This window comes from Stenotrophomonas sp. As-7, from assembly GCF_030291015.1.
Taxonomy (GTDB): Bacteria; Pseudomonadota; Gammaproteobacteria; order Xanthomonadales; family Xanthomonadaceae; genus Stenotrophomonas; species Stenotrophomonas lactitubi.
On sequence record NZ_CP127405.1, the window covers coordinates 455190 to 478066 of the forward strand.

The 22877-nt window shown below is 66.3% G+C and carries 19 protein-coding genes; 12 read left to right on the top strand and 7 right to left on the bottom strand.

Features of this window, described 5'->3' with window-relative positions; translation table 11 throughout:
• Positions 1-24: 24 nt before the first annotated feature.
• Positions 25-2199: a glycoside hydrolase family 3 N-terminal domain-containing protein gene (locus QP457_RS02090; RefSeq protein ID WP_205406173.1), complete on the top strand. Its 2175-nt coding sequence runs from the start codon at positions 25-27 to the stop codon at positions 2197-2199.
• Positions 2200-2338: 139 nt separating this feature from the next.
• Positions 2339-2929, top strand: coding sequence for a hypothetical protein (locus tag QP457_RS02095; protein WP_205406174.1), 591 nt, complete (start codon positions 2339-2341; stop codon positions 2927-2929).
• Positions 2930-2999: 70 nt separating this feature from the next.
• Here QP457_RS02095 and QP457_RS02100 read toward each other — a convergent pair whose 3' ends face one another.
• A complete protein-coding gene (locus QP457_RS02100; protein WP_205406175.1) occupies positions 3000-4163 on the bottom strand; it encodes a PQQ-dependent sugar dehydrogenase in 1164 nt (387 codons plus the stop codon).
• Between the two features lie 171 nt (positions 4164-4334).
• Here QP457_RS02100 and yiaA point away from each other — a divergent pair, with 171 nt between their 5' ends.
• The gene (gene yiaA / locus QP457_RS02105; protein ID WP_205406176.1) at positions 4335-4787 is read left to right on the top strand and encodes an inner membrane protein YiaA; all 453 of its coding nucleotides are present in this window, start codon (positions 4335-4337) and stop codon (positions 4785-4787) included.
• Positions 4788-4906: 119 nt separating this feature from the next.
• Here yiaA and QP457_RS02110 read toward each other — a convergent pair whose 3' ends face one another.
• From QP457_RS02110 to QP457_RS02135, 6 genes are all read right to left on the bottom strand, one after another.
• Complete coding sequence (locus QP457_RS02110) at positions 4907-5239, bottom strand: hypothetical protein (RefSeq protein WP_205406177.1); 333 nt, start codon at positions 5237-5239, stop codon at positions 4907-4909.
• 82 nt (positions 5240-5321) lie between these two features.
• A complete protein-coding gene (locus QP457_RS02115) occupies positions 5322-6623 on the bottom strand; it encodes an amino acid permease (RefSeq protein WP_089238260.1) in 1302 nt (433 codons plus the stop codon).
• Positions 6620-7384 carry a L,D-transpeptidase family protein gene (locus tag QP457_RS02120; protein WP_205406178.1) on the bottom strand — a complete coding sequence of 255 codons (765 nt, stop codon included), beginning with the start codon at positions 7382-7384 and terminating at the stop codon, positions 6620-6622. The genes QP457_RS02115 and QP457_RS02120 overlap by 4 nt, the downstream gene beginning before the upstream one ends.
• 12 nt (positions 7385-7396) lie before the next feature.
• The gene (locus QP457_RS02125; RefSeq protein WP_205406179.1) at positions 7397-8245 is read right to left on the bottom strand and encodes a MurR/RpiR family transcriptional regulator; all 849 of its coding nucleotides are present in this window, start codon (positions 8243-8245) and stop codon (positions 7397-7399) included.
• Positions 8246-8837: 592 nt separating this feature from the next.
• Positions 8838-9932, bottom strand: a complete 1095-nt coding sequence (locus QP457_RS02130) for a dipeptide epimerase (RefSeq protein ID WP_089238266.1) — start codon at positions 9930-9932, stop codon at positions 8838-8840.
• Entirely contained in the window at positions 9933-11378 is a 1446-nt protein-coding gene (locus QP457_RS02135) for an SH3 domain-containing protein (RefSeq protein WP_205406180.1), read from the bottom strand.
• A gap of 132 nt (positions 11379-11510) precedes the next feature.
• On the opposite strand from QP457_RS02135, the gene QP457_RS02140 reads away from it, so the two are divergent.
• The 9 genes from QP457_RS02140 to QP457_RS02180 all read left to right on the top strand — a co-directional run bounded on the left by QP457_RS02140 (position 11511) and on the right by QP457_RS02180 (position 22814).
• Entirely contained in the window at positions 11511-12983 is a 1473-nt protein-coding gene (locus tag QP457_RS02140) for a transglutaminase-like domain-containing protein (protein WP_205406181.1), read from the top strand.
• Between the two features lie 50 nt (positions 12984-13033).
• Entirely contained in the window at positions 13034-16033 is a 3000-nt protein-coding gene (locus QP457_RS02145) for a TonB-dependent receptor (RefSeq protein ID WP_205406182.1), read from the top strand.
• A gap of 83 nt (positions 16034-16116) precedes the next feature.
• Positions 16117-17667, top strand: coding sequence for a serine hydrolase domain-containing protein (locus QP457_RS02150; RefSeq protein ID WP_205406183.1), 1551 nt, complete (start codon positions 16117-16119; stop codon positions 17665-17667).
• Positions 17600-18313 carry a M15 family metallopeptidase gene (locus tag QP457_RS02155; RefSeq protein ID WP_205406184.1) on the top strand — a complete coding sequence of 238 codons (714 nt, stop codon included), beginning with the start codon at positions 17600-17602 and terminating at the stop codon, positions 18311-18313. Before QP457_RS02150 ends, QP457_RS02155 begins: the two co-directional genes overlap by 68 nt.
• A gap of 588 nt (positions 18314-18901) precedes the next feature.
• Entirely contained in the window at positions 18902-19273 is a 372-nt protein-coding gene (locus tag QP457_RS02160) for a hypothetical protein (protein WP_025878234.1), read from the top strand.
• A 227-nt stretch (positions 19274-19500) separates the two neighbouring features.
• Positions 19501-19920, top strand: a complete 420-nt coding sequence (locus QP457_RS02165; RefSeq protein ID WP_100554560.1) for an EF-hand domain-containing protein — start codon at positions 19501-19503, stop codon at positions 19918-19920.
• A 97-nt stretch (positions 19921-20017) separates the two neighbouring features.
• Positions 20018-20770 carry an HAD family hydrolase gene (locus tag QP457_RS02170; protein ID WP_205405457.1) on the top strand — a complete coding sequence of 251 codons (753 nt, stop codon included), beginning with the start codon at positions 20018-20020 and terminating at the stop codon, positions 20768-20770.
• Positions 20771-20801: 31 nt separating this feature from the next.
• Positions 20802-21290 (top strand): hypothetical protein, encoded by a 489-nt coding sequence (locus tag QP457_RS02175; protein ID WP_099821364.1) that lies wholly within the window; start codon positions 20802-20804, stop codon positions 21288-21290.
• A 162-nt stretch (positions 21291-21452) separates the two neighbouring features.
• Complete coding sequence (locus tag QP457_RS02180; RefSeq protein WP_205405458.1) at positions 21453-22814, top strand: VOC family protein; 1362 nt, start codon at positions 21453-21455, stop codon at positions 22812-22814.
• Positions 22815-22877: the final 63 nt, after the last annotated feature.

Here is a 22877-nt window from a genome sequence, read left to right on the forward strand (position 1 = left end):
AAACGTTTTCATCAAGGACTGCCGGTGGCCTCCGATCGCATCGAATCCCTCATTGCCCAGATGACCGTCGAGGAAAAAGTCGGCCAGCTGGGTGTCTTCGCGGACATGGTCCGCCCGTTCGCCCCGGACGTGAACCCGGAAGCCAACGTGCGCAATGCCGACCAGGTGTTGCAGCAGGTGCGCGAGGGCAAGGTCGGCTCGCTGTTCAACGGTGTCGGCGCCGAGCTCGGCCGCCGCATCCAGCAGGTCGCCACCGAGGAGAGCCGCCTGGGCATCCCGGTGATCCTGGCTGCCGACGTGATCCACGGCATGCGCACCGTGTTCCCGATTCCGCTGGGCGAGGCCGCGAGCTTCGAGCCGGACCTGGCCGAGCGCACGGCGCGCGCCACTGCGGTTGAAGCCACCGCTGCCGGCCTGCACTGGACCTACGCACCGGCAGTGGACATCGCCCGTGACCAGCGCTGGGGCCGCGGTGCCGAAGGTGCTGGTGAGGACGTCGTACTGGGCTGTGCGTTTGCCGCCGCCCGCGTGCGTGGCTTCCAGGGCAGCGACCTGCGCGCCGCCGATTCGCTGCTGGCCACGCCCAAGCACTTCGCCGCCTACGGCGCGGTGATGGCCGGCATGGAATACAACATGGTGGACATCTCGCCGCAGACCCTGCGCGACGTGCACCTGCCGCCGTTCAAGGCCGCCTTCGACGCTGGCGCGATCACCGTGATGTCCTCGTTCAACGACATCAACGGCGTGCCGGCCAGCGCCAACGCCGAGCTGCTGACCGACATCCTGCGCGGTGAATGGAAGTTCCCGGGCGTGGTGATCTCCGACTACACCGCCGACATGGAACTGGTCGCGCATGGCTATGCCGCCGACGACCGCGATGCCACTGCCAAGGCGTTCACCGCCGGCCTCGACCTGAGCATGCAGAGCGGCTTCTACGCCGAGCACCTGCCGGGCCTGGTCGAGAGCGGCGAGGTGCCGATGAGCGTGCTGGATGAGGGCGTGCGCCGCATCCTGTGGCTGAAGGAAACCATCGGCCTGTTCGAGGACCCGTACCGTTCGCTGGACCCGGCGCGCGAAGCCGATACCTCGCACATTGCCGCCCACGACGAACTGTCGCGTGATGCCGCGCGTCGTTCGATCGTGCTGCTGAACAACCGTGACAACGTGCTGCCGCTGCAGAAGAACGGCCAGAAGATCGCGCTGATCGGCCCGTTCGTGCAGGACCGCGACAACATCGAAGGCTGCTGGACGCTGTTCGGCGACAAGCAGCGTTACGTGGATCTGGAAACCGGCGTGCGCGCGGCCATCGGCGATGACGCGCTGCTGGAAGTGGTGCCGGGTTGCGAGCTGGAAGTGGCCATTGCCGGTGGCACTGAAGCGGCCGTGGCCGCTGCGCTGCGTGCCGACGTGGTGGTGCTGGCGCTGGGCGAGCCGCAGCGTTACAGCGGTGAGGCACAGTCGCGCGTGGAGATCACCCTGCCACCGGCGCAGCAGGCGCTGGCCGAAGCGGTGGCGATGACCGGCAAGCCGCTGGTGGTGCTGCTGCGCAATGGTCGCGCGCTGGCACTGCAGGGCGCGGTGCGCAATGCGCATGCCGTGGCCATCACCTGGTACCTGGGCACGCAGACCGGCCATGCCGTGGCCGATGTGCTGTTCGGCGATTACAGCCCGTCCGGCCGCCTGCCGGTCAGCTTCCCGCAGGTGTCCGGCCAGCAGCCGTACTTCTACAACCACCCACGCACCGGCCGCCCGGAACTGCCGACGATGTCGGAGTTCAAGGCACGCTGGCGCGAGATCCCGAACGAGCCGCTGTATCCGTTCGGCCACGGCATCGGTTACACCACCTTCGCCTACGGCGTGCCGCAGCTGAGCAGCGCGCGCGTCGGCTGGGACGACACCCTGACCCTGACCACCACGCTGACCAACACCGGCAACGTGGCCGGCGAGGAAGTGGTGCAGCTGTACATCCATGACCGCGTGGCCAGCCGCGTGCGGCCGGTGCGTGAGCTGAAGGACTTCCGCAAGGTGGCCCTGCAGCCGGGCGAATCGACCGAGGTGGTGTTCACCCTGACCCGCGAGCAGCTGGCATTCACCGGCCGCGACAGCGTGCTGCGTGCCGAGCCGGGCCTGTTCGACGTGTGGGTGTGTGCCTCGTCGATGGCCGGTGAGGCGGTGCAGTTCGAGCTGCTGAAGGCCTGATCGGTAGAGCATCCACGCATGGCGTGGATCTACTGGCAATGAGTAGCGCCGGGCCATGCCCGGCCTCCTCACCCATGGCGAACACGCCGGGCGCGGCCCGGCGCTACCATCGGACTCCCTGTATCGATGGAGACCGCACATGCGCACGATGGCCTACCTTGTTCCTGTCCTGTTGCTGGCAGCGTGCTCGCAGCCGGCATCGCCGCCCGAGCCCGCTGCCGATGCGCCGCCGCCGATGACCGGTGCGACGCCGGCCGAGGCGGCCGCCAGCACCACGCCCGATGCCGTTGCGGCGCCGCGGGCTGCGGCGGAACATGCGAAGGATGCGGCGGCGACGCCTGCGGATGTTTCCAGCCCGGTCGAGCCCGCAGCAGACGACGCCCGCGCGCGCATCGAGACGCTGCTTGGCGATGCGGCGCAGTATGAAAAAGTATTCAATGCCTTCAAGACCGCCGTAGTCGCTGGTGACCGTCCTGCCGTGGTTGAAGAAGTGCGCTTCCCACTGAACATCAGTGGTGGCAAGAAGATCACCGGGCCCGGTGAATTCCAGCGCAACTACGAAAAGATCATCACCCCGGCGGTGGTCAAGGCCGTATCTGCGCAGGAGTTCGGCACGGTGTTCGTCAACCAGCAGGGCGTGATGATCGGCGATGGTCAGGTGTGGTTGAACGGGCAGTGCCTGGACAAGGCCTGCACGCGCACGGAAGTGAAGGTCATCACCATCCAGTGAAAGCAGACGGCCCCACATGCGGGGCCGTTGCAGTTCGGTAGTGCCGGCCGCTGGCCGGCAACCCGGCCAATCAGGCCTTCGGCGTGAGCTTCAGCAGCCGTGCCTTGCTGCCGTCTTCCAGCAGCCACAGCGCGCCATCCGGGCCCTGTTCAACTTCGCGGATGCGCTCGCCCATGTTGAAGCGTTCGGCTTCGCGTGCGTTGTCGCCGTCGAAGGCAACGCGCACCAGGGATGTGGACGACAGGCCACCGATGAAGGCGCTGTCCTTCCACTGCGGGAACAGGTTGCCGCTGTAGAACATCAGGCCGGCCGGGGAAATCACCGGGTTCCAGGTCACCTGCGGTGCGGCGAATTCCGGGCGGGTGTCGTGGTCGGGAATCGGACGGCCGTCGTAGTGGTCGCCGTTGGACACGATCGGGTAGCCGTAGTTGGCACCGCGCACGATCAGGTTCAGCTCGTCGCCGCCGGCCGGGCCCATTTCCTGCGCCCACAGCTTGCCGTTGGCATCGAAGGCGATGCCCAGCACATTGCGGTGCCCCAGCGACCATACCTGTGCGGCCACGCCACCCTGCGAGGCGAACGGATTGTCGGACGGCAGGCTGCCGTCGTCGTTGAGACGGATGATCTTGCCCAGGTTGCCGCTCATGTCCTGCGCCGGATCGAACTTCTGCCGTTCGCTGGAACTGATCCACAGCTTGCCGTCCGGGCCGAAGGCCAGGCGGTGGCCGTAGTGGCCTTCGCCACTGACCTTCGGCGTCTGCCGCCAGATCACCTTCAGGTCTTTCAGCTGGCCGCCGCCGTTGGCGTCGAGGGCAAGGGTGGCACGGGCCACGGCCGCGCCGCGCGTATCCAGCGTGCCTTCCTCGGCGTAGCTGACGTAGACCAGGTGGTTGCGGGCGAAATCCGGATGCAGGATCACATCACCGAAACCGCCCTGGCCGCCGTAGGCGACCTTGGGGACACCGGTGATCTCATGCTTCTGGCCACTGGCCAGGTCGAGGTGCTGCAGCTTGCCGCGCTTTTCGGTCACCAGCAGGCTGCCGTCGGGCAGGAAGGTCATCGCCCACGGCTGGTCGAAACGGCTGACCTCGGTGGCGGTGAAGGGGCGTTGGTCGTTGGCGGTGGCGGCTGCCGGTGCCTTCTGACCTGTCGCATCAGGGCCGGCCGCATTGCAGGCGGTGGTGGCGAGGATCGGCAGCAGGCCGAGTGCGAGCAGCAGGGGTGTGCGGGTCATGGGTATCTCCAGCGGAAGGGGATGCGGATGGCCAGGCTTTCCCTTGTATACCACCGGGCAGGTGATGGTCGTGGCCCGAAGGTCCTGCTACCCCCTGTGCGGCATGGCGCGGATCGTCTAGGGTGTTCTCGCCCGGGCAAAGCATGCCCGCCTGTCTGCCAAGGAACTGCAATGAACGCACCGATCATCCATCGACCCTCGCCCGCCTTCATCGCCGCCTCGTGGGTGGCCCTGCTGCTGGGGGCGGTGGCCTACCTGGTAGGCTTGTTCAATGCCGAAATGCCGCTGAACGAAAAGGGCTATTACCTGACCCTGCTGCTGTTCGGCCTGTTCGCGGCGGTATCGCTGCAGAAGAGTGTGCGCGACCGCGTCGAGAGCATTCCGGTGAGCGGCCTGTACTACGCACTGTGCTGGTTCGCGCTGCTGTCGGCGCTGTTGCTGCTGCTGGTCGGTCTGTGGAACGCCATCCTGGTGCTGAGCGAGAAGGGCTTCTATGGCATGGCCTTCGCGCTGTCGTTGTTTGGCGCGGTGGCGGTGCAGAAGAACACCCGCGACCTGATTGCCGCGAATGCGGCCGAGCCCAAACGCGCTTCGTCGATTCCGCCGTTGCCGGAACAGGACTGACGGGCGGAGGTAGAGCCGAGCCCATGCTCGGCTGCTGTGTATCGTATCGGTAGCCGAGCATGGCTCGGCTCTACAGCTGAGGCGTCAGCCGAGCATGGGCTCGGCTCTACAGGGCATGGTTATCCGCGGCTGTTCCGCTGCGGGTCCAGATTCACTGCTTCTTCCCAGCCGCGCCGTACGGCACTGCGGGCCTGCGCCCATTCCAGCCGGCTCTTGCCGCGCTCTTTCGCCCATCGCGATTCCAGCTCGCCTTCGATCTCTTCGTATGCGCGGATCATGTCCTGCGCGCGCGCGGTGTGGCCGATCTGGTACGCCGGCTCGTAATCGTCGAAGAACAGCTGGTTGTCGTAATACGGCTCGCTGGTATAGCGATCACGCCAGTAGTCCGAAACCGCCTGGCGTGGGGTTCCGTCTTCCGGCACGCGGCCGGGGATCTGGTAATCAGTGCTCATGGGCAGGAGGCTCCGTGGTGGACGAAGCCTGATCCTGCCTGTCGCCCGGTTAACGCATCGGGCCGGCAGCGTGATCGGCAGGTCAATCGGCGCTGGCGTCCTTGCGCGGCAGCTTGTAGATGACCGCGCCAACAGCGAAGGCGACCAGCGCCGCGGCGATGTTCTGCCAGCTGGCACTGGCGAACAGGGCCACGCACAGCAGCAGGGCCAGCACCGGAATCAACGGGCCACCGGGCAGCTTCAACGCGCCGGGGCGGTCCGCATAGCGCTTGGCCAATACCAGCACCGCAGCTGCAGTACCGATGTAAGCGAACAGGCGCGTGGTCATCGACAACAGCGCCAGCTGCACGAACGACCCGGACAGCGCCAGGCCGAGGGCGATCAGGCCCTGGCAGAAGATCGCTGCGGCCGGGGTACGGAAGCGTGGGTGCACCTGCGCCAGCACCTTCGGGCCGTAGCCATCGCGGGCCAGGGCGAACAGGAAACGCGGGCCCATCATCATCGTGTTGCTGTTGGTGCCGAGGATGGAGATGGTCGCGCCCACGGTGAGGATCAGCGCCAGCGCCTCACCACCGAAGCTGGAAGCGGCATCGGCCAGCGGCGTGGCCGAGCTGGCCAGGCCCGGCAGCGTGCCTTGCGCCACGATCTGCACTGCCGCGTAGATCACGGTGACGGTGACGATCATGGTGATCAGCGCAAACGGGATGTCGCGGCGTGGGTTGCGGTATTCGCCGGCCGCGGCCGGGATGTTCTCGAACCCGGCATAGGCATACAGCAGCAACAGCGCTGCCTCGCCCATGCGCTGCAGGTCGTGCGGGTCCGGGCGCTGGCCGGAGAAGGCGAGCTGCGGGTCGATGTAGAACGCGCCGATGGCCACGAACAACAGCAGCGGCAGCATCTTGCCGATCACCAGCACGATGCCGGTACGGGCGGCCGACCGCACGCCGATGATGTTCACCCCGGTCAGGAAACCGAGCGAGACCACGATGATCGCGATGCGGCCCATGCCGGCGCCTGCCCATGGCCAGAACCGCGCCACGGCGTCGGCCAGCGCATTGCTGAGCGCTGCAGCGGAGCTGATGCGGGTCAGCCAGATCATCCAGCCGATCTCGAAGCCGGCAAAGCGGCCGAAGGCTTCGCGCGCGTACAGGTAGCTGCCACCGGGTTCATCGAAATAGCTGGCTGCCTGCGCGTAGCACAGCACCAGCAGGGCGACGACGATACCGGCGGCCACCACGCCCCACAGGCTGAAGGGGCCGAGCAGGGCGACCGTAGCCGCAGGCAGCAGGTAGATGCCACTGCCGACCACGTCGTTGATCGACAGGCCAACAATCTGCCAGCGGCTGACGGCGCGTTGCAGTTGGGGTTCGTCGGCGGCGCTCAACGTGCGGCTCCTTCAAGCGCGGGCAGTTTCCACTGTGCCTGCAGGCGCTGGTATTCGGCGCGTGGCAGCAGCACGAAACGCGGCGTGTCCTGCGGGCGCAGCCAGTCCAGCAATGCCTGCATGCGCGCCTGTGGCATCGCGGTACAGCCAGCGGTGGCCTCGCCGGGCTGGCGCCACAGATGGGCAAAGATGCAGCTGCCCTTGCCGGGCTGGTTATCCGGGTTGTGCGCGATCACGAAGCCTTCCTGGTAACGCACGTCGCCCTTGTTGTGCAGGTCCAGCCGCATCGGTTCGGTGGAGCCGGTGATGGCGGCACTGCCAACCTTCTTTGCATCGACGATGCGGTTGTAGAACGGCGATGCCGGTACGTCCATGCAGTAGCTGGTGCTGCTCATCGGCTGGTAGGTCATCGCCGTTCCGGGCCGGGTGACGGCATAACCGAACGCGCTGCCCAGCGCGAACACACCGGCCGGACTGCGGCCGTCGCCTTCCTGTTTCTGCGGACCATCGGCCTGGGCAGTATGCAGGCCCAGGCCCCAGGCACTACCGGTGCGGCCCAGCGCCACCGGGAAGGCCTGGCCGTGCTTGCGCCATTGCTTGCCGTCGCGCACGAAGGCCTGCAGCTGCCCCTGCGTGCTGTCCCAGTTTTCGCTGGTGACGACGATCAGTTGGCGAGCCTCATCCAACGGGGCGGCATGGACAGTGACGGCCGCCACGAGCAGCAGCGCGGCGGATGCAAGGCGGGCCAGCAACAGGTTCATCGGGCGCTCCGGTCAGGAATCCAGCAGGTGATCGATCCGTTCCAGGTTCACCGCCAGCTGCTGCTGGCGATCCGGATTGGCGTGGCAGAGCAGCACGAACAGAAAATCGAGCAGGGCATGCATGGCGCTACGGTACAGCAGCTGCGCCACCTGCGGCGCGCGGTCGTGCGCGCACACCACCAGCGCCGCATCGGCATGTGCACGCAGCGGGTTGGCGGTGTGGCGGGTGATCGACACCACCTTGCCGCCCATGTCCTGGAACTGGCGCGACAGCTGCGACAGCTGTGGCAGGTTGCCGAACTCGGAGAACATCAACAGCACATCACCCGGACGCGCTGCCGACAGGTTGGCCAGCATCAGGATCGGATCGGTATGGGGCACTACCAGCAGGCCAAGCAGCGACAGCCGCATGGCGAATTCACGTGCGTACAGGCCGTCGTCACCGAGGCCGTGGACGAACAGCTTCGGCGCGCCGTCGAGCAGCTGCACGATGCGCTCGATTTCCTCGCGCGGGTTGGCCTGGCGGGTTTCTTCCTCGGCCTGCGCCTTGCTGCGGTGCAGGGCGTCACCCAGGCGCAGGTAGTCATCGCTGATGTCCGGAGCGGCCGGCGCCTGCTGCGGATCGGCACCGGCACGGGCGACGTCCTCGCCGATGGAGTACTTCAGGTCCGGGTAGCCCTTGAAGCCGAGCTTCTGGCTGAACTTGACCACGCTGGACTGGCTGATGCCCAGGGCACTGGCCAGCTGCTGCGAAGAGTAATCGCGCAGCAGGTGGGCGTTGTCGAGGATGAAGTCGGCGATGCGGCGTTCGATGGCCGACATCTGCCCGCGCTCGGTGCGGATTTTCAGCAGGGGCGGCATGCGGGGTGTCCGGGCATGTGTGGGCGCGTTGCGGTTGGTCGCGTAGAGCGTGTCATGGAGTGGGTCGGGCGGGTGGGGTTTGCAGGGGACGCCGTGAATCCGTCCATGGAGGCTTGTCCGCGCTTGCTCGTTTGCGCTGTCCTGCGCAAACGGCAAGACCGGGGTTGGGCGTCCTGCCCAACCCGCCCGAGGCATGCCTCGGGCCCATGGCGGGGCCCCCCCTGCAAACCCCACCCGCCCGACCCCGGACAGATCGCGCGCGTGCCAGCCGCGAAAGGGATACGGGGTGGGGCAAAAGCAAGAGCAGAATCAAATGCATCCACGCATGGCGTGGATCTACTGGGTGCAGCTGTTGAGTCCGCCTTCAAGCGAGCCGAGCACCGCAGGTCCGGCGAGGGCGAAGAGGCGCGGGTGTCTGAGCGCAGCGAGTTCCCGCGCCGTCCCTCGACGGGCCGAGGAGCGCAGGGAACCGGTGCACAGCACCGGCTCGCGGCCGGCGGAGCGTTTCTTTTGGTTACTTTTCTTTTCGCGAAAAGAAAAGTAACGCCCGACCCAAAGTCAGTTGTACGCCAAGCCAGCCGCAAGGCAGAAATCAACCCAGCATCTCCAGCCCCCGCACTTCGGTGATACCCAGCCCCGGCACGTCGCTGATGCTGATTTCCGATTCGTTGAAGCGCACGCCGCCGCTGACCGGATCGAACTGCCCCAGCGACGGGCCATCCAGATCGACCTTGGTGATCACATCGCTCTTGGCTACCGCCAGATGCACTGCCGCGGCGACGCTGATGCTCGACTCGATCATGCAGCCGATCATGCACGGCACGCCGTAGATGCCGGCGATGTCGGCAATGCGGATCGCGTTGGACAGGCCACCGGTCTTCATCAGCTTGATGTTGATGATGTCGGCGGCGCGTTGCTGGATCAGGTCCATTACCTGGCTCGGGCTGAACACGCTTTCGTCGGCCATTACCGGGGTGTTGACCCGGTCGGTCACGTACTTCAGGCCACTGATGTCGGCGGCCTTGACCGGTTGCTCCAGCAGCTCCAGCACCACGCCGGCCTCTTCCAGCGTGCGCATCGCATGCACGGCCTGCTTGGCGGTCCAGCCCTGGTTGGCGTCCAGGCGCAGCAGGGCTCGGCCCTCCACGGCGGCATGGATCGCCTTGACCCGCTCGATGTCCACGCCGATGTCCTTGCCGACCTTGATCTTCAGCGACTCGAAGCCGCGTTCGATCGCCGACAGTGAATCGGCCACCATCTTGTCGATGTAGTCCACGCTGATGGTGATGTCGGTGGTGATCACCGGGTCGCCGCCACCCAGCATCTGGTACAGCGGCGCGCCATGCAGCTGCGCCCACAGATCGTAGAGCGCGATCTCCACCGCTGCCTTGGCGCTGGTGTTGCGTTCCATCGCGGTCTGCACCAGCGTGCACAGGCGGTTGAGGTTGACCACCTCCTGGCCGATCAGGCGCGGGGCGATGAAGTGGCGGATCGCTTCGATGATCGAGCCGTGCGTGTCACCGGTGATGACCGCGGTGGCCGGCGCCTCGCCGTAGCCGGTGTGGCCAGTGTCGGTGCGGATCAGCACCACCACGTCTTCCACGGTCTCCACGGTACGCAACGCGGTCTTGAACGGTGTTTTCAGTGGCACGCGCAGCATGCCCAGTTCGATGGCAGTGATCTTCATTCAGGGATTCTTGGCACGCAGGCGTTGGATGTTGGTGATGCGGTCGATGTAGCGGACGCTGTCGCTGGCCATCATCGGCTCCAGCGGCGTGACCGATACGCCATTGAGATGGGCCTGCACACGCTTGCCGTCGGCGCCGAACCAGCTGCCGCCCGCAGTATCGTGGATCACCCAGGTGCGACCGTCGACGTGGCCGATGGCCATCATCACGTGGCCGGGGATGTAGACCAGATCGCCCACCTGCAGATCGGTGACGGCGCGGTCGCGCACGGCCTTGCTGTCCTTGCTGGTGAACGGCAGGCGGTCCAGCGCCGGGCTGATCGCCTGTGCGCTGGTATTGCGCGGCAACAGTACGCCGAAGCTGCGGTAGATCTCTGATACGAACCCACTGCAGTCGCGGGTGTCGTAGTCGTGGCCCCAGCCGTAGCGCTCGCCGAGGAACTTGAACGATTGCTGCAGCAGCAGGCGCGGGGTCAGCGGCAGGTAGTCGGCGGCGGTGTCCTGCGAGCGCGGCAGCAGTGCCGGCACCAGGCGCAGGCGGCCGTCGGCCTCGCGCACCGGCAGCTGCACCACCCACGAAGCGTGTGCCTGTTGCCCGTTCACCGGTTCGGCGGCGGGCCAGTCGGCCAGCACCGGCAGGCGCACGCCCATGTCCAGCTGCAGGCGCGATACACGCGGTTCTTCCGGTGTGTAGGCGGTGTGCGCGGTGGCACCGGTGACGATGCGGTACGGGCCCTTCGCGCCGTAGCCGAGCACCGTGGCCTTGTCACCACTGGCCACGGCATCGGCTTCGATCCAGGCGCTGTAGCGCTCGCTGTGCACGAACAGCCAGCGGTCATCGGCACTGCGGTGGACCACGGCGACCTTGTCACCGGGGAACAGCGCCGATTCCTGGAAACGGTCGATATCGGTGTCGCCGACGGTGCTGAAAACACGCTGACGGGTGGGGAAGGTGCGCAGCGCGGCGCGCTTCACCACCAGCCCGTACGACGGTGCGACCTGCGCAGGAACCGCGTCGAGGTCGAGGTTGGCTTCGATTGCGGTGCGCAGGCCGGGGGCGATGGCCTGGCCCTTCTCGTCATACAGCGCCCGCTTGGGCCAGCTTGAAAGCGCGCCGATGCTGTCGCGCACCTGCGTGGCGCTGAGCTGTGCCGGCAGCGCGGCGATGTCCTGGATGTGGCTGTCCTCGGCACGCATTCGCGCGTTCTGCGCCTGGATCTGCGCGCGGTCGAGGATCGGTGCGTCGGCGTTGTCCAGCCGTGCCGCCCAGTAGTCCGGGGTGAGGTAGGCCTCATGCAGGCCGATCACGTAGGGCAGCGGTGCGCCGGGGTCGGGTGCAGGCGTGGCCGCTTGGGTAAAGACCGGTACGGCCAGCAGGCCCAGGGCCAGCGCCAGGGTCAACCTGCGCGGCCAGTGCCGACGCGGTTCGCGGGAAGCCAGGATCATGCGCTGCACACCCTCCTCGAAAGCCTGTTGGAATATTTATTCCTTTCGGCCGCGAAAGCAAGAATAAATTATTGACCGGTCCCCCGGCCCGTGTTACACAGCCGTTACCACCCGCGCTTGGGAAGTGTCGCTGTGGATCCTGCCGTTCGCAAACCGTCTCTGCCTGTCGCTGCCGGACTATGCGCCGCGCTGCTGCTGTGGGCGCCGGCCACGCAGGCGGCAGAGGGACGCGGCAGCGAGCAGCGTGCGCGCCAAACGCAGGTGATCGACCTGGTCGACAGCGGTCGCTTCAGCGATGCCAATGCGCTGCTGGCGACCGGAAGCGATGCTGCCGAAAGTGCATTCCAGCGCGAGCGCATGCGCCGCATCCGTCTGGATTTTTCCCTCGACGAAGCCGCAGCCAAGGCCGCCGTGCGTCGCTGGATTCCCGAGCTGACCGACGACGAGTTCGCGCGCTGGGATCAGCAGGGCCTGATCGAGCACGTCGATATCGACGGCACGCGCTGGTACTTCAAGCGTGCGCCCTCCAACCTGTTCCTGCTCAGTGACGAGGCGCGTGCGCGTCGTCGGGCAGATGCACCGATGCCACCGCCCGGCCCGAATGAAGTGCTCAATGCGCATCACGCGCGCGCAGTCGCTGTCTCCGAACAGAGCGGCACGACATCTGTGCTGCCGCAGCGCATCGAATTCACGCAGTCGCTCACGGTGAAAGCGGATGCCGTGCCGGCAGGCGAAACCGTACGTGCATGGATTCCGTACCCGCGCGAGATTCCCGGCCAGCAGGAGCGCGTGCAGTGGATTGCCAGTTCGCCGGGCAAGGCGCGCATCGCCCCGGCCAGCACCCAGCAGCGCACCGCCTATCTGGAAGCCAAGGCCGTGGCTGGCCAGCCGACGCACTTTGAAATCCGCTATGCGGTGACGATCTTCGCGCGCCACACGGCAATCGACGCGACCAAGGTGCAGGCCACGCCGGATGATCCCGCGTTGAAGCCCTATCTGGCCGAGCAGCTGCCGCACGTGCGTTTCACGCCCGCCCTGAAGCTGTTTTCCGACCAGGTGCTGCAGGGCGAGACACGCCCGTATGAAGTGGTACGCAGGCTGTTCGCCGCGGTTGATCGCATTCCGTGGGCCGGTGCACGCGAGTATTCGACGATCAGCAACATCAGTGACTACGCGCTGCGTGCCGGTCACGCCGATTGCGGGCAGCAGACCCTGCTGCTGATCGCCCTGCTGCGCATGAACGGCATTCCCGCGCGCTGGCAGTCGGGCATGGTGTTTTCCGACGATGGCAGCGGCTACAACAACCTGCACGACTGGGGCCAGGTCTACCTGGCGCCGTATGGCTGGCTGCCGATGGATGTGACCACCGGTGCGCTGGCCAGCGACGCGCCCGCGCTGCGTGACTTCTACCTGGGTGGCCTTGATGGCTACCGCATCGCTTTCAACGACGATTTCGGCCAGGCCTTCGTGCCGGCCAAACAGCACTACCGCTCGGAAACGGTCGACTCGCAGCGTGGCGAGGCCGAGTGGTCAGGCGGCAACCTGTACTTCGACCAATGGAGCTATGACTTCCAGTGGCGGGTACTGCCAGCCGGGCAACGCTAGCGCGACACACCACCCCACCACCATTCAATTCTTGCAGGAGAGAGCAGGGGATGAAGGCTTACAACATCAAGCGGGCGGCCTTGTGCGTCGCCCTCGGTACGTGTCTGGCAACGCTGGCACCCAGCGCATTCGCACAGGACGGCGCGGTCGTCGGTCGCCTGACCAGCGATGCGGGGCAGGTGCCTGCCGGCGCCACGGTCACGGTCCGCAATCCCGCCACCGGTTTCGTGCGCTCGGTGCAGGCCGACAGCAAGGGCAGCTATCGCATCCCGTTGTTGCCGGTCGGCACCTATGACATGGAGGTAAACCTGCCAGGCGGTGCTGCCAGCCGCGTCGGCCAGGTCACGGTCAGCCTGGGCAGCGCAACCACGGTGAACGTGCCGCTGGGAGCTGTCAGCACGCTGGGCACCGTGGAAGTGCGCGCGCCGCAGGTGGTGTCGATGGTGGACGTGAAGTCCACCGAGTCGGCCACCAACATCACCCGCGAGGAACTGTCTCGATTGCCGGTGGACCGTGACATCACCGCAGTGGCGCTGCTGGCGCCGGGTGCGGTGAAAGGCAAGGGCTCGCTGGGCGGGCAGGGCATCTCCTTCGGTGGCTCGTCAGTGGCCGAAAACACGGTCTACATCAACGGCCTGAACGTCACCGATTTCTATAACCGGGTTGGCTTCTCGTCGGTGCCGTTCGCGTTCTACCAGGAATTCCAGGTCAAGACCGGCGGCTACTCGGTGGAGTTCGGGCGCAGCACCGGTGGTGTCATCAATGCGGTCACCCGCTCGGGCAGCAACGACTTCAAGGCCGGTGCTGAACTGGTGTTCGAGCCGCGTGCCTGGCAGTCGCAGGCGCGCGACCGCTATGACGGCGAAGGCAGCCGCTACATCTCGGCGCGTCGCGACGACTATTCGCGCAGCGCACTGAACGTGTTCGCTTCCGGTGCGCTGGTACAGGACAAGCTGTTCTTCTTCGGCATGTACGAGGCACGCGACTATCGTCCGACCTCGACCAATGACGCCGGCACGTTCCTCAGCCAGGGCAAGGCAGACGAGCCCTTCTGGGGCGGCAAGCTGGATTGGCAGATCACCGACAACCAGATGTTGTCGCTGTTCGGCTTCTCCGACAAGAACAAGACCCTCACCGACGTCTATCGTTACGACTACGACAGCGGCGACATCCTTGGCGAGCGCAGCAACCAGATCGTCAACACGGTGGGCGGAAAGAACTGGTCCGGTACGTACAGCTGGCAGGTCAACAACGACCTGACCATGAAGCTGATGTACGGCGAGAACAAGCGCAACCGCGTGCAGAGTTCGCTGATGGACGAGAACTGCAACCGCGTGTTCGACAACCGTACCGCGGCGCAGGGCGTGCCACCGAACCTGCAGGGTGACCGCAGCTGTACAAGCAGCTCGCAGCTGGAAGCGGCGCTGGATACACGCAAGGCTGCACGCGCCGACTTCGAGTGGTCGCTCGGCAACCACCTGCTGCGCTTCGGCCTGGACCGCGAAGAAAACACCTCTGACTACGAACGTGCCTATCCCGGTCCCGGTGGGCTGCGTTATGACATCTATTACCGGAATCCGGGCAGCCCGCTCAATGGCGGTACCGTACCTGCCAGCGGCCTGGTCGCACGCACCCGCCGCTATGAAGTGGCCGGCTCGTTCGAAACCATCAACTCGGCGTACTACCTGGAAGACAACTGGCAGGTCACCCCGAACTTCCTGCTGAACATCGGCGCGCGCGTGGAGAGCTTCGACAACAAGGGCGGCGACGGCGACAGCTACATCAAGATCGACAACATGATCGCCCCGCGCCTGGGCTTTTCGTGGGACGTGCGTGGTGATGGCACCACCAAGGTGTTCGGCAACCTGGGCCGCTATTACCTGCCGGTGGCCAATGTCATCAACATCAAACAGGCCGGCGGCTTCCTCGATGAGCGCACCTGGTACGAATTCCTGGGCTACACCGGGGCCGCCAACAACATCCCGAACCTGGGTGGGCAGATCGGCCCGGTCGACAATTCGCAGGGCGACGGCAGCGTGCCGGACCTGCGCGCCGAGGTGAACCGGGACATGGACCCGGTCTATCAGGATGAGGCCATCCTCGGCTTCCAGCACATGCTGAGTGAATCGTGGTCGGTCGCCGCCAGCGTCACCTACCGGCGCCTGCACAACGCCATTGATGACATGAACATCACCGCCACGGGGCAGTGCGGGGCGATCGACGGCGTGTGGATCATGGGCAACCCCGGGCGCACCAACACGGTGTGGGGCGATACCAACTGCGATGGCCGCAACGACGGCTGGATCGACATCGATACCTCCAAGGAGGGTTGGGCGCTGTATGACGACGATGGCAACTATGTGGGCCAGCGCGGCTGGGTGAAGCCCAAGCGCGACTACAAGGCGCTGGAACTGCAGGTCGACCGTGCGTGGGACGGCAAGTGGGGCTTCAATGCCTCGTATACGCTGGCCTACGGCCGCGGCAATGCCGAAGGTCCGGTCAACTCCGATACCGACTTCGCCGACGCCGGCCGCACCGAGAACTTCGACAATCCGTGGGTGAACTATCGCGGCTATGGCTACCTGGCCAACGACCGCCGCCACCAGTTCAAGTTCCGCGGCAGCTACGCGCTGACCGAGAACCTGAGCGTGGCGGCCACGCTGGGCGTGCAGTCGGGAAGCCCGATCACCCGCTTCGGCGCCGGCAATCCCTTCGACGACACCGATTTCCACAGCTACTACGTGTGCGTGTCCAACTGCCAGTCGACGGTGCCGTCCGAGCGCGTGTTCGTGCATTCGCCGCGCGGCGGTGACGGCCGTACCCCGTGGACCTACGACCTGGACGTGAGCGTTTCCTACAAGGTGCCCATTCCCACCGACCTGCGCCTGAAGCTTGCGGTGTACAACGTGCTCAACCAGCAGCGTGTGGTCACCGTGGACCAGGACTACGAGCCGCAGGACAGCATCGGCACGCCGAACACGATGTATGGCTATGGCACCGGGTTCCAGTCGCCGCGCTACGCACAGCTGACGGTGACCTGGAATTATTGAGGACGCATCTGCGCGCCGCCCTGCCGGGGGGCGCGGATTTGTGATCGCCGGATGTGATCCGGCACCGCCTGACGGAGACTGACTTGCATCGTCTGTTGCTACTGCTCGCGGCACTGGCCAGCCCCGCTGCCCATGCGGTGGACAGCGCACGCCTGGATGCCGACATCGCCTTCGTGGACCAGCATGAGCACCTGCCGGGGGTGGCGATGGCGGTGGTCGAGGATGGCCAGGTGGTCTATCGCCACACCGAAGGGGTGCGCGGTGACGGCGGCCGCATCGACGAGGACACGCTGTTCAAGATCGCTTCCAACAGCAAGGCGATGACCGCCGCACTGCTGGCCACGTTGGTGGAGCAGGGCAAGCTGCGCTGGGATGATCCGGTGCAGCGCCATCTACCGGCATTCCGCATGCATGATCCGTGGGTGGGCGAACACCTGCAGGTACGCGATCTGCTGATCCACAACAGCGGCCTCGGCCTGGGTGCCGGCGACCTGATGCTGTGGCCCGAACCCAACACCTTCACCCGCGCCGATGTCATCGCCGGTCTGGCACACCTGAAGCCGGTCACCAGCTTCCGCAGCGGCTACGCCTACGACAACCTGATGTACGTCGTTGCCGGCGAGGTGGCCGCGGCCGCCGGTGGCAAGCCGTATGACCAGCTGATGCGCGAGCGCGTGTTTGAACCGCTGGGCATGACCCGTTGCCAGGTGGGCGCATGGTCGGTGGAGCAGGTCGGCAATGTCGCCCAACCGCATGTGCGGCGCGACGGCCGCAATGTGGTGGTCGGTGCGGATGGAACGCTCAGCCCCGACCTGACGTCGATGGCGGCTGGTGGCATCCGTTGTTCGCTGCGCGACATGACGCGCTGGATGCAGGTGCTGCTGGACCCGTCGCTGGCGCCGACGTGGTTGGGTGCCGAGCAACGCCGCATGCTGTGGACACTGCACATGCCGATGCCGTTGGGCGAACGCCAACGCGACTGGGACAACGCCCGTTTCTACGGTTATGGGCTGGGCTGGCGGGTGTCGGACATGGACGGGCACTGGAAGGTCGCGCACACCGGGACACTGTCGGGCATGTATTCCTCGCTGGCGCTGCTGCCGGATCGCAAGGTCGGTGTGGTGATTCTGATCAACGGCGAGGCCGAAGACGCGCGTACCGCGCTGATGCAGTCGGCGCTGAAACAGTTCACCGCGCCGGAAGGCGCGCAACATGTGGGGTACTACCTGGCTGAGCTGGCCGCCGAACGGGCCGTGCGCGCCGCCACGGGGAGTCGTGCGCCCTCCACCCGGGCTGCGCAACCGGCTGCTGCCACCGATCTGGCGCAATGGCAGGGACGCTACCTCGATCCCTGGCTGGGCCCCGCCTCTCTGTGTCCCACCGCCAACGGCCTGCGCTTGAGCGTGGACAAGTCGCCCACGCTGCAGGCAACAGTGAAGCGGCTGGAAGGGCGCTGGCTGTTGCAGTGGGATACGCTGGAGCCCTCGGCGCAGGCGTGGCTGAATCCCGGCGTAGACACGCCGACGCTGGAGCTGCGCGCCATCGATCCGGAGATCGACTTCAGCTATGACTTCCAGGACCTGCATTTCACTCGTACTGGCGATTGCCCTGGCACCGGCGGCCCACGCCGCTGAGCCACCACGCATCTCGCCCGCCACCGACGCCACTGCGGCGGGGCTGGTGGAGATCCGCACGCTGTCACCGCGCATCGAGATGGACATCCGCTATGCCGGTGGCAACAACTTCACCGCTGCGCCCGTGCCCGGTTATGAGGCTCCTGCATGCTATCTGCTGGCGCCGGTGGCAAAGGCGTTGGCCGATGTGGAGGCCGACCTGCGCGCGCAGGGTTTCGCGCTGCGCCTCTACGACTGCTATCGCCCGGTGCGCGCGGTGCAGGCGTTCATGGCCTGGGTGAACGATCCGCAGGAACAGTCGCGCAAGGCGCTGCAGTATCCGGATCTGGACAAGCCGCAGCTGCTGAGCGATGGCTACATCGCCGAGCGTTCCGGCCACAGCCGTGGTGCCACCGTCGATCTTGGCCTGCTGGATTGCCGCAGCGGACGCTGTACGCCGATGGACATGGGCACCGACTTCGATTTCTTCGGCCCACGCGCGCATACGCAGGCGCCGGGTTTGAGTGATGCACAGAACGCCAACCGCCAGCAGCTGGTGCAGGCGATGGCACGACGTGGTTTCACCAACTATGCGCAGGAGTGGTGGCACTACACGCTGCAGCCCGAGCCGGATGCCGGTACCGCCTACGACGTGCCAGTGCGGTAGGGGGTGTCGGCAGGGCTGCGCCCTGCACCTGCCGAGGCCACTGCGCGAGCAACAGCAGAAGCAACAGCAACAGCAGAAGCTGGCATTCCGTGGGATGGCGGGGTGGGTCCGGTTGCGGGGGACGCCGTAAATACGTCCCTGTAGGCTTGGCCGCGGCATCCATGCCGCGGACACCCCCGCAACCGGACCCACCCCGCCTTCGACAGATTTCCGCGATCTGCCGGAATGGCATGGCCTGCGCTCGGTGGGTGTCGACCTTGGTCGACACGTAGATCCACGCCATGCGTGGATGCTCTTCGATCAATTGTCGAGATATTCGATTTCGATGGAGATTCATCCACGCATGGCGTGGATCTACCCGATCGCGGGAATCTGTCAGAGGTGGGGCGGTGTCGGAGTGCGGGGTGTCCGCCGCATGGATGCGGCTGCCAAGCCCCCAGGGATGGGTTTACGGCGTCCCCGCACTCCGACACCGCCCCACCACCCCACGGAATGCCTGCTGTTGCCGTTGCTTCGGCATCTGCAGGTGCAGGGCGCAGCCCTGCCGATACCCCTTACACTGGCCGCCTTCTCCTGCGTCCCCGCCCGATGAACCTTCCCCTGCATTTCGGCCTGCTCGGTACGCTTGAAGCGGGCCTCATCGCCCTGCTGGTCGGCCTGTTGGTGTACTTCCTGTGGCACCACCTGTGCCGGTTGCTGCACTGGACCGTGGGCCATGCGATCGGCTGGTCGTGCGTCATCGCGGTGATCATCTCCGCCGGCATCGACGCCTGGAAGCTGTTCTACATGGGCATCGTGCGGCTGGAGTCGCCGCTGTATGCGCGCCTGTTCCTGTCCACCATCCACGATCCGAACGAACTGGGCAGCCGCGTGGTGCTGGAAATCGCCGGCGCGCTCTCCGGTGTTGCATTGGGCTGGGTGTTGTTCAGTTCGCGGTCATCGGAAAAAACCGTCGACTGACGCAGGTTTTTCGTTCGCTGCCGGTTAAATCCGGTAGCGCTGAATGCTCGTCTTACTCCCTGCTCACTTCGCACTAACCACCGCGCTAACGCATGCGTCTGCGTGGGTGGTTAACCATGCGTGTTCGCGGCGATCGCCGCGCAAAATCGATTCAGAAACGCGGTGGCAGGGTAGGTGCCGTGCGGAGACAACGACCGCGCACTACCACCCTTCAGGAGACACCCCAGATGACTATTCGCAACCGCAAGCCCCTGATCGCCCTGATCGTCGCCGCCGGCAGCGTGTTGGCCATCCCGGCGATGGCGCAGTCGGCCAAGCAGCAGGCCGCGCATGCACAGAACGAAGCGGCGCAGGCCCAGCAGGCGGCGGCACAGGCAGGCCAGGCGGCCGACCAGGCGACCGATGCGGCCGCAGCAGCGTCGGCGCAGGCCAACGGCGGTGGCCAGACCTGGGCCAGCATCGATACCGATGGCAACGGCACCATCAGCAAGAGCGAAGCGCAGGTGAATGCGGGCCTTGCCCAGGTGTTCGACCAGGCCGATGCCAACAAGGATGGCCAGCTGAGTGCCGACGAGTACAAGGCCTACGTGGCCGCCCAGCAGGCCGGTGCCGGCGCGGGTGGCACGGCCGCAGGCCAGGGCCGCTGATCCACGGTTGAATTCGGGACAACCGGTGCATGGGCAACCCGGGTGGCTTCGGCCACCCGGGTTTTTTTCGTCATCTCTGCGCCTGTATCCTAGGGCGATGAACACCTCCACGCCTGCGCCCTCGCGCGCCATCGGCCTGGTCGGTTTTGACGGTGACGACACGCTGTGGAAGAGCGAGGACTACTACCGCAAGGCCGAGCAGGATTACCTGGACCTGCTGTCGCGCTACATCGACGTCCATGACACCCAGACCGCCCGCCACCTGCTGGAAGTGCAGCAGCGCCACCTCGGCGTGTTCGGCTACGGGGTGAAGAGCATGACGCTGTCGATGATCGAAGCGGCCATCGAGATCACCTCGCAGCGCATCGAGGCCAAGGACATCCAGCGCATCCTCGACATCGGCCACGACACCCTGCGCCATCCGGTCGAACTGATCGACGGCGTACGCGAGTCGGTGGCGGCCATCGCCGCGCAGTACCCGGTGGTGCTGATCACCAAGGGCGATCTGTTCCATCAGGAAGCCAAGATCAAGGTGGCGGCGCTGTCCGATCTGTTCCCACGCATCGAGATCGTTTCCGAGAAGGACCCGGAAACCTATGCCCGCGTGCTGGCCGAATTCGACCTGCCGATGCAGCAGTTCGTGATGGTCGGCAATTCGCTGCGCTCGGATATCGAACCGGTGATCACCCTCGGTGGCTGGGGCATCCATACCCCCTACGCGGTGACCTGGGCACACGAGACCCAGCACGGCGTGGCCGACGACGAACCGCGCATGGTCAGCGCCGATACCGCCTGGGACTGGCCCGCCGCGCTGGCGACGATCGAGGCCAAGGCCGCTGCCGCGGCCTGACACGGCGCGGCGGCTGCGGCAGAATCGGGTCATGAAACTGCCACTGCGCGCGCTGCTGTTGTCCCTGCTGCTGGCGCCGGCCATCGTGCTGGCCCAGCAGACCGCCGAACGTTCGGCGACCTACGAGGTGGATACTGGCGACACCTGGGTCGACACCCAGCTGGCCGACATCAACCATTACGCCGAGCGCTACCCCGATGCCTTCCTCGACGAGGTATCGCGCTACGCCGGTGTACCGCGCGGCTACATCGCCGCGTTGGCCACCACCCACCAGTGGCAGGCCGGCGACATCTACTTCGCCTGTTTCTGGGCCAAGGCCAGTGGCCAGACCTGCCGCGACAGCGTGCGCGCCTTCAGCCAGGACCCCGAGGGCGGCTGGGCCGAGGTGGTGAAGCGGATGCCGGCCAAGCCGCAGAACCTGCATTACCGCGCCGTGCGCCACGCCATCGTCGCCAGTTACGAGCACTGGGACAGGCCGATCACCTTGGATGCCACGCTGAAGCGCCAGTTGAAACGGTAGCGCCGGGCCACGCCCGGCGAGCGCGCAGCGCGGCCCTGGGGTCCGCCGGGCATGGCCCGGCGCTACCGATGTTCTTCATGTTGCTCTGCGTATCGCCGCGGCCGCGCACTCCGGCGACAATACGGGTTCTCGCCGTTCCCCGTTCCCGTAACCGAGTGACTGATGAGCGCCTCTTTCGTTTCGCCTGATGTGATCCGCCGCCTGTTCGCCCAGGCCATGTCCCGCATGTACCGCACCGAAGTGCCGCTGTACGGCACGCTGGTGGAACTGGTGGAGCGGATCAACTCGCAGGTCCTGGCGCAGGACCCGGCGCTGGCCGCGCAGCTGCTGCGCAACGACGAGCGCGCCCGCCTGGATGAAGAACGCCATGGCGCGATCCGCGTCGGCACCCCGCAGGAACTGGCGACCCTGCGCCGCCTGTTCGCGGTGATGGGCATGTACCCGGTGGGCTACTACGATCTGTCGGTGGCCGGCGTGCCGGTGCATTCCACCGCCTTCCGCCCGCTGACCGCCGCTGCGTTGGCACTGAATCCGTTCCGCGTGTTCACCTCGCTGCTGCGCCTGGAGCTGATTGAAGACGAGGCGCTGCGTGCGCAGTCGGCCGAGATTCTCGCCCGCCGCCGCATCTTCACCGACGACGCGCTGGCACTGATCGAGCAGGCCGAGCGCGAGGGTGGCCTGAGCCAGGCCGATGCCGAACGCTTCGTCAAACAGGCGCTGGAGACCTTCCGCTGGCATGGCGACGCCACCGTGGATCTTCCGACCTACCACGCCCTGCACAAGGCGCACCGGCTGGTGGCCGACGTGGTCAGCTTCCGTGGCCCGCACATCAACCACCTGACCCCGCGCACGCTGGACATCGATGCTGCACAGGCGGCGATGATCGAGCACGGCATGGCCGCCAAGGCGGTGATCGAGGGCCCGCCGCGCCGCGCCTGCCCGATCCTGCTGCGGCAGACCAGCTTCAAGGCCTTGGAAGAGGCCGTGCACTTCCCGGACAACGAGGGCGGCGACGCCGGCACCCATACCGCGCGCTTCGGCGAGATCGAACAGCGCGGCCTGGCACTGACCGCGAAGGGTCGCGCGCTGTACGACCAGCTGTTGACGCAGGCACGCGATGCCGGCGGCGCGGGCAGCACAGGCGGTGACTACGGCCAGCGCCTGCAGGCGGTGTTCGCCAGTTTCCCGGATGACCATGACACCCTGCGCCAGGAAGGCCTGGGCTACTACCGCTACCAGCTGACCGACGCGGGCCGCGCCGCGCCGGAACGCGTGGCCGACCTGCCGGCCGAAGTACTGGTTGCAGCGGGCCTGGCCACGGCTGATCCGATCGTCTACGAGGACTTCCTGCCGGTCAGTGCAGCAGGCATCTTCCAGTCGAACCTGGGCGGTGGCGAGCAGCGCGCCTACACCGCACATGCCAATCGCGAAGCCTTCGAACAGGCGCTGGGCGCGGCGGTGAACGATGAGTTCGAGATCTACGAGCGCATCCAGGCCGAATCGCTGGCGGCGCTGCGCGGATAAGCCGCGTGCTGCGGAGCCGAGCATGGGCTCGGCTCCGCAGGATGTTGCGGTGCTGCCATTTGT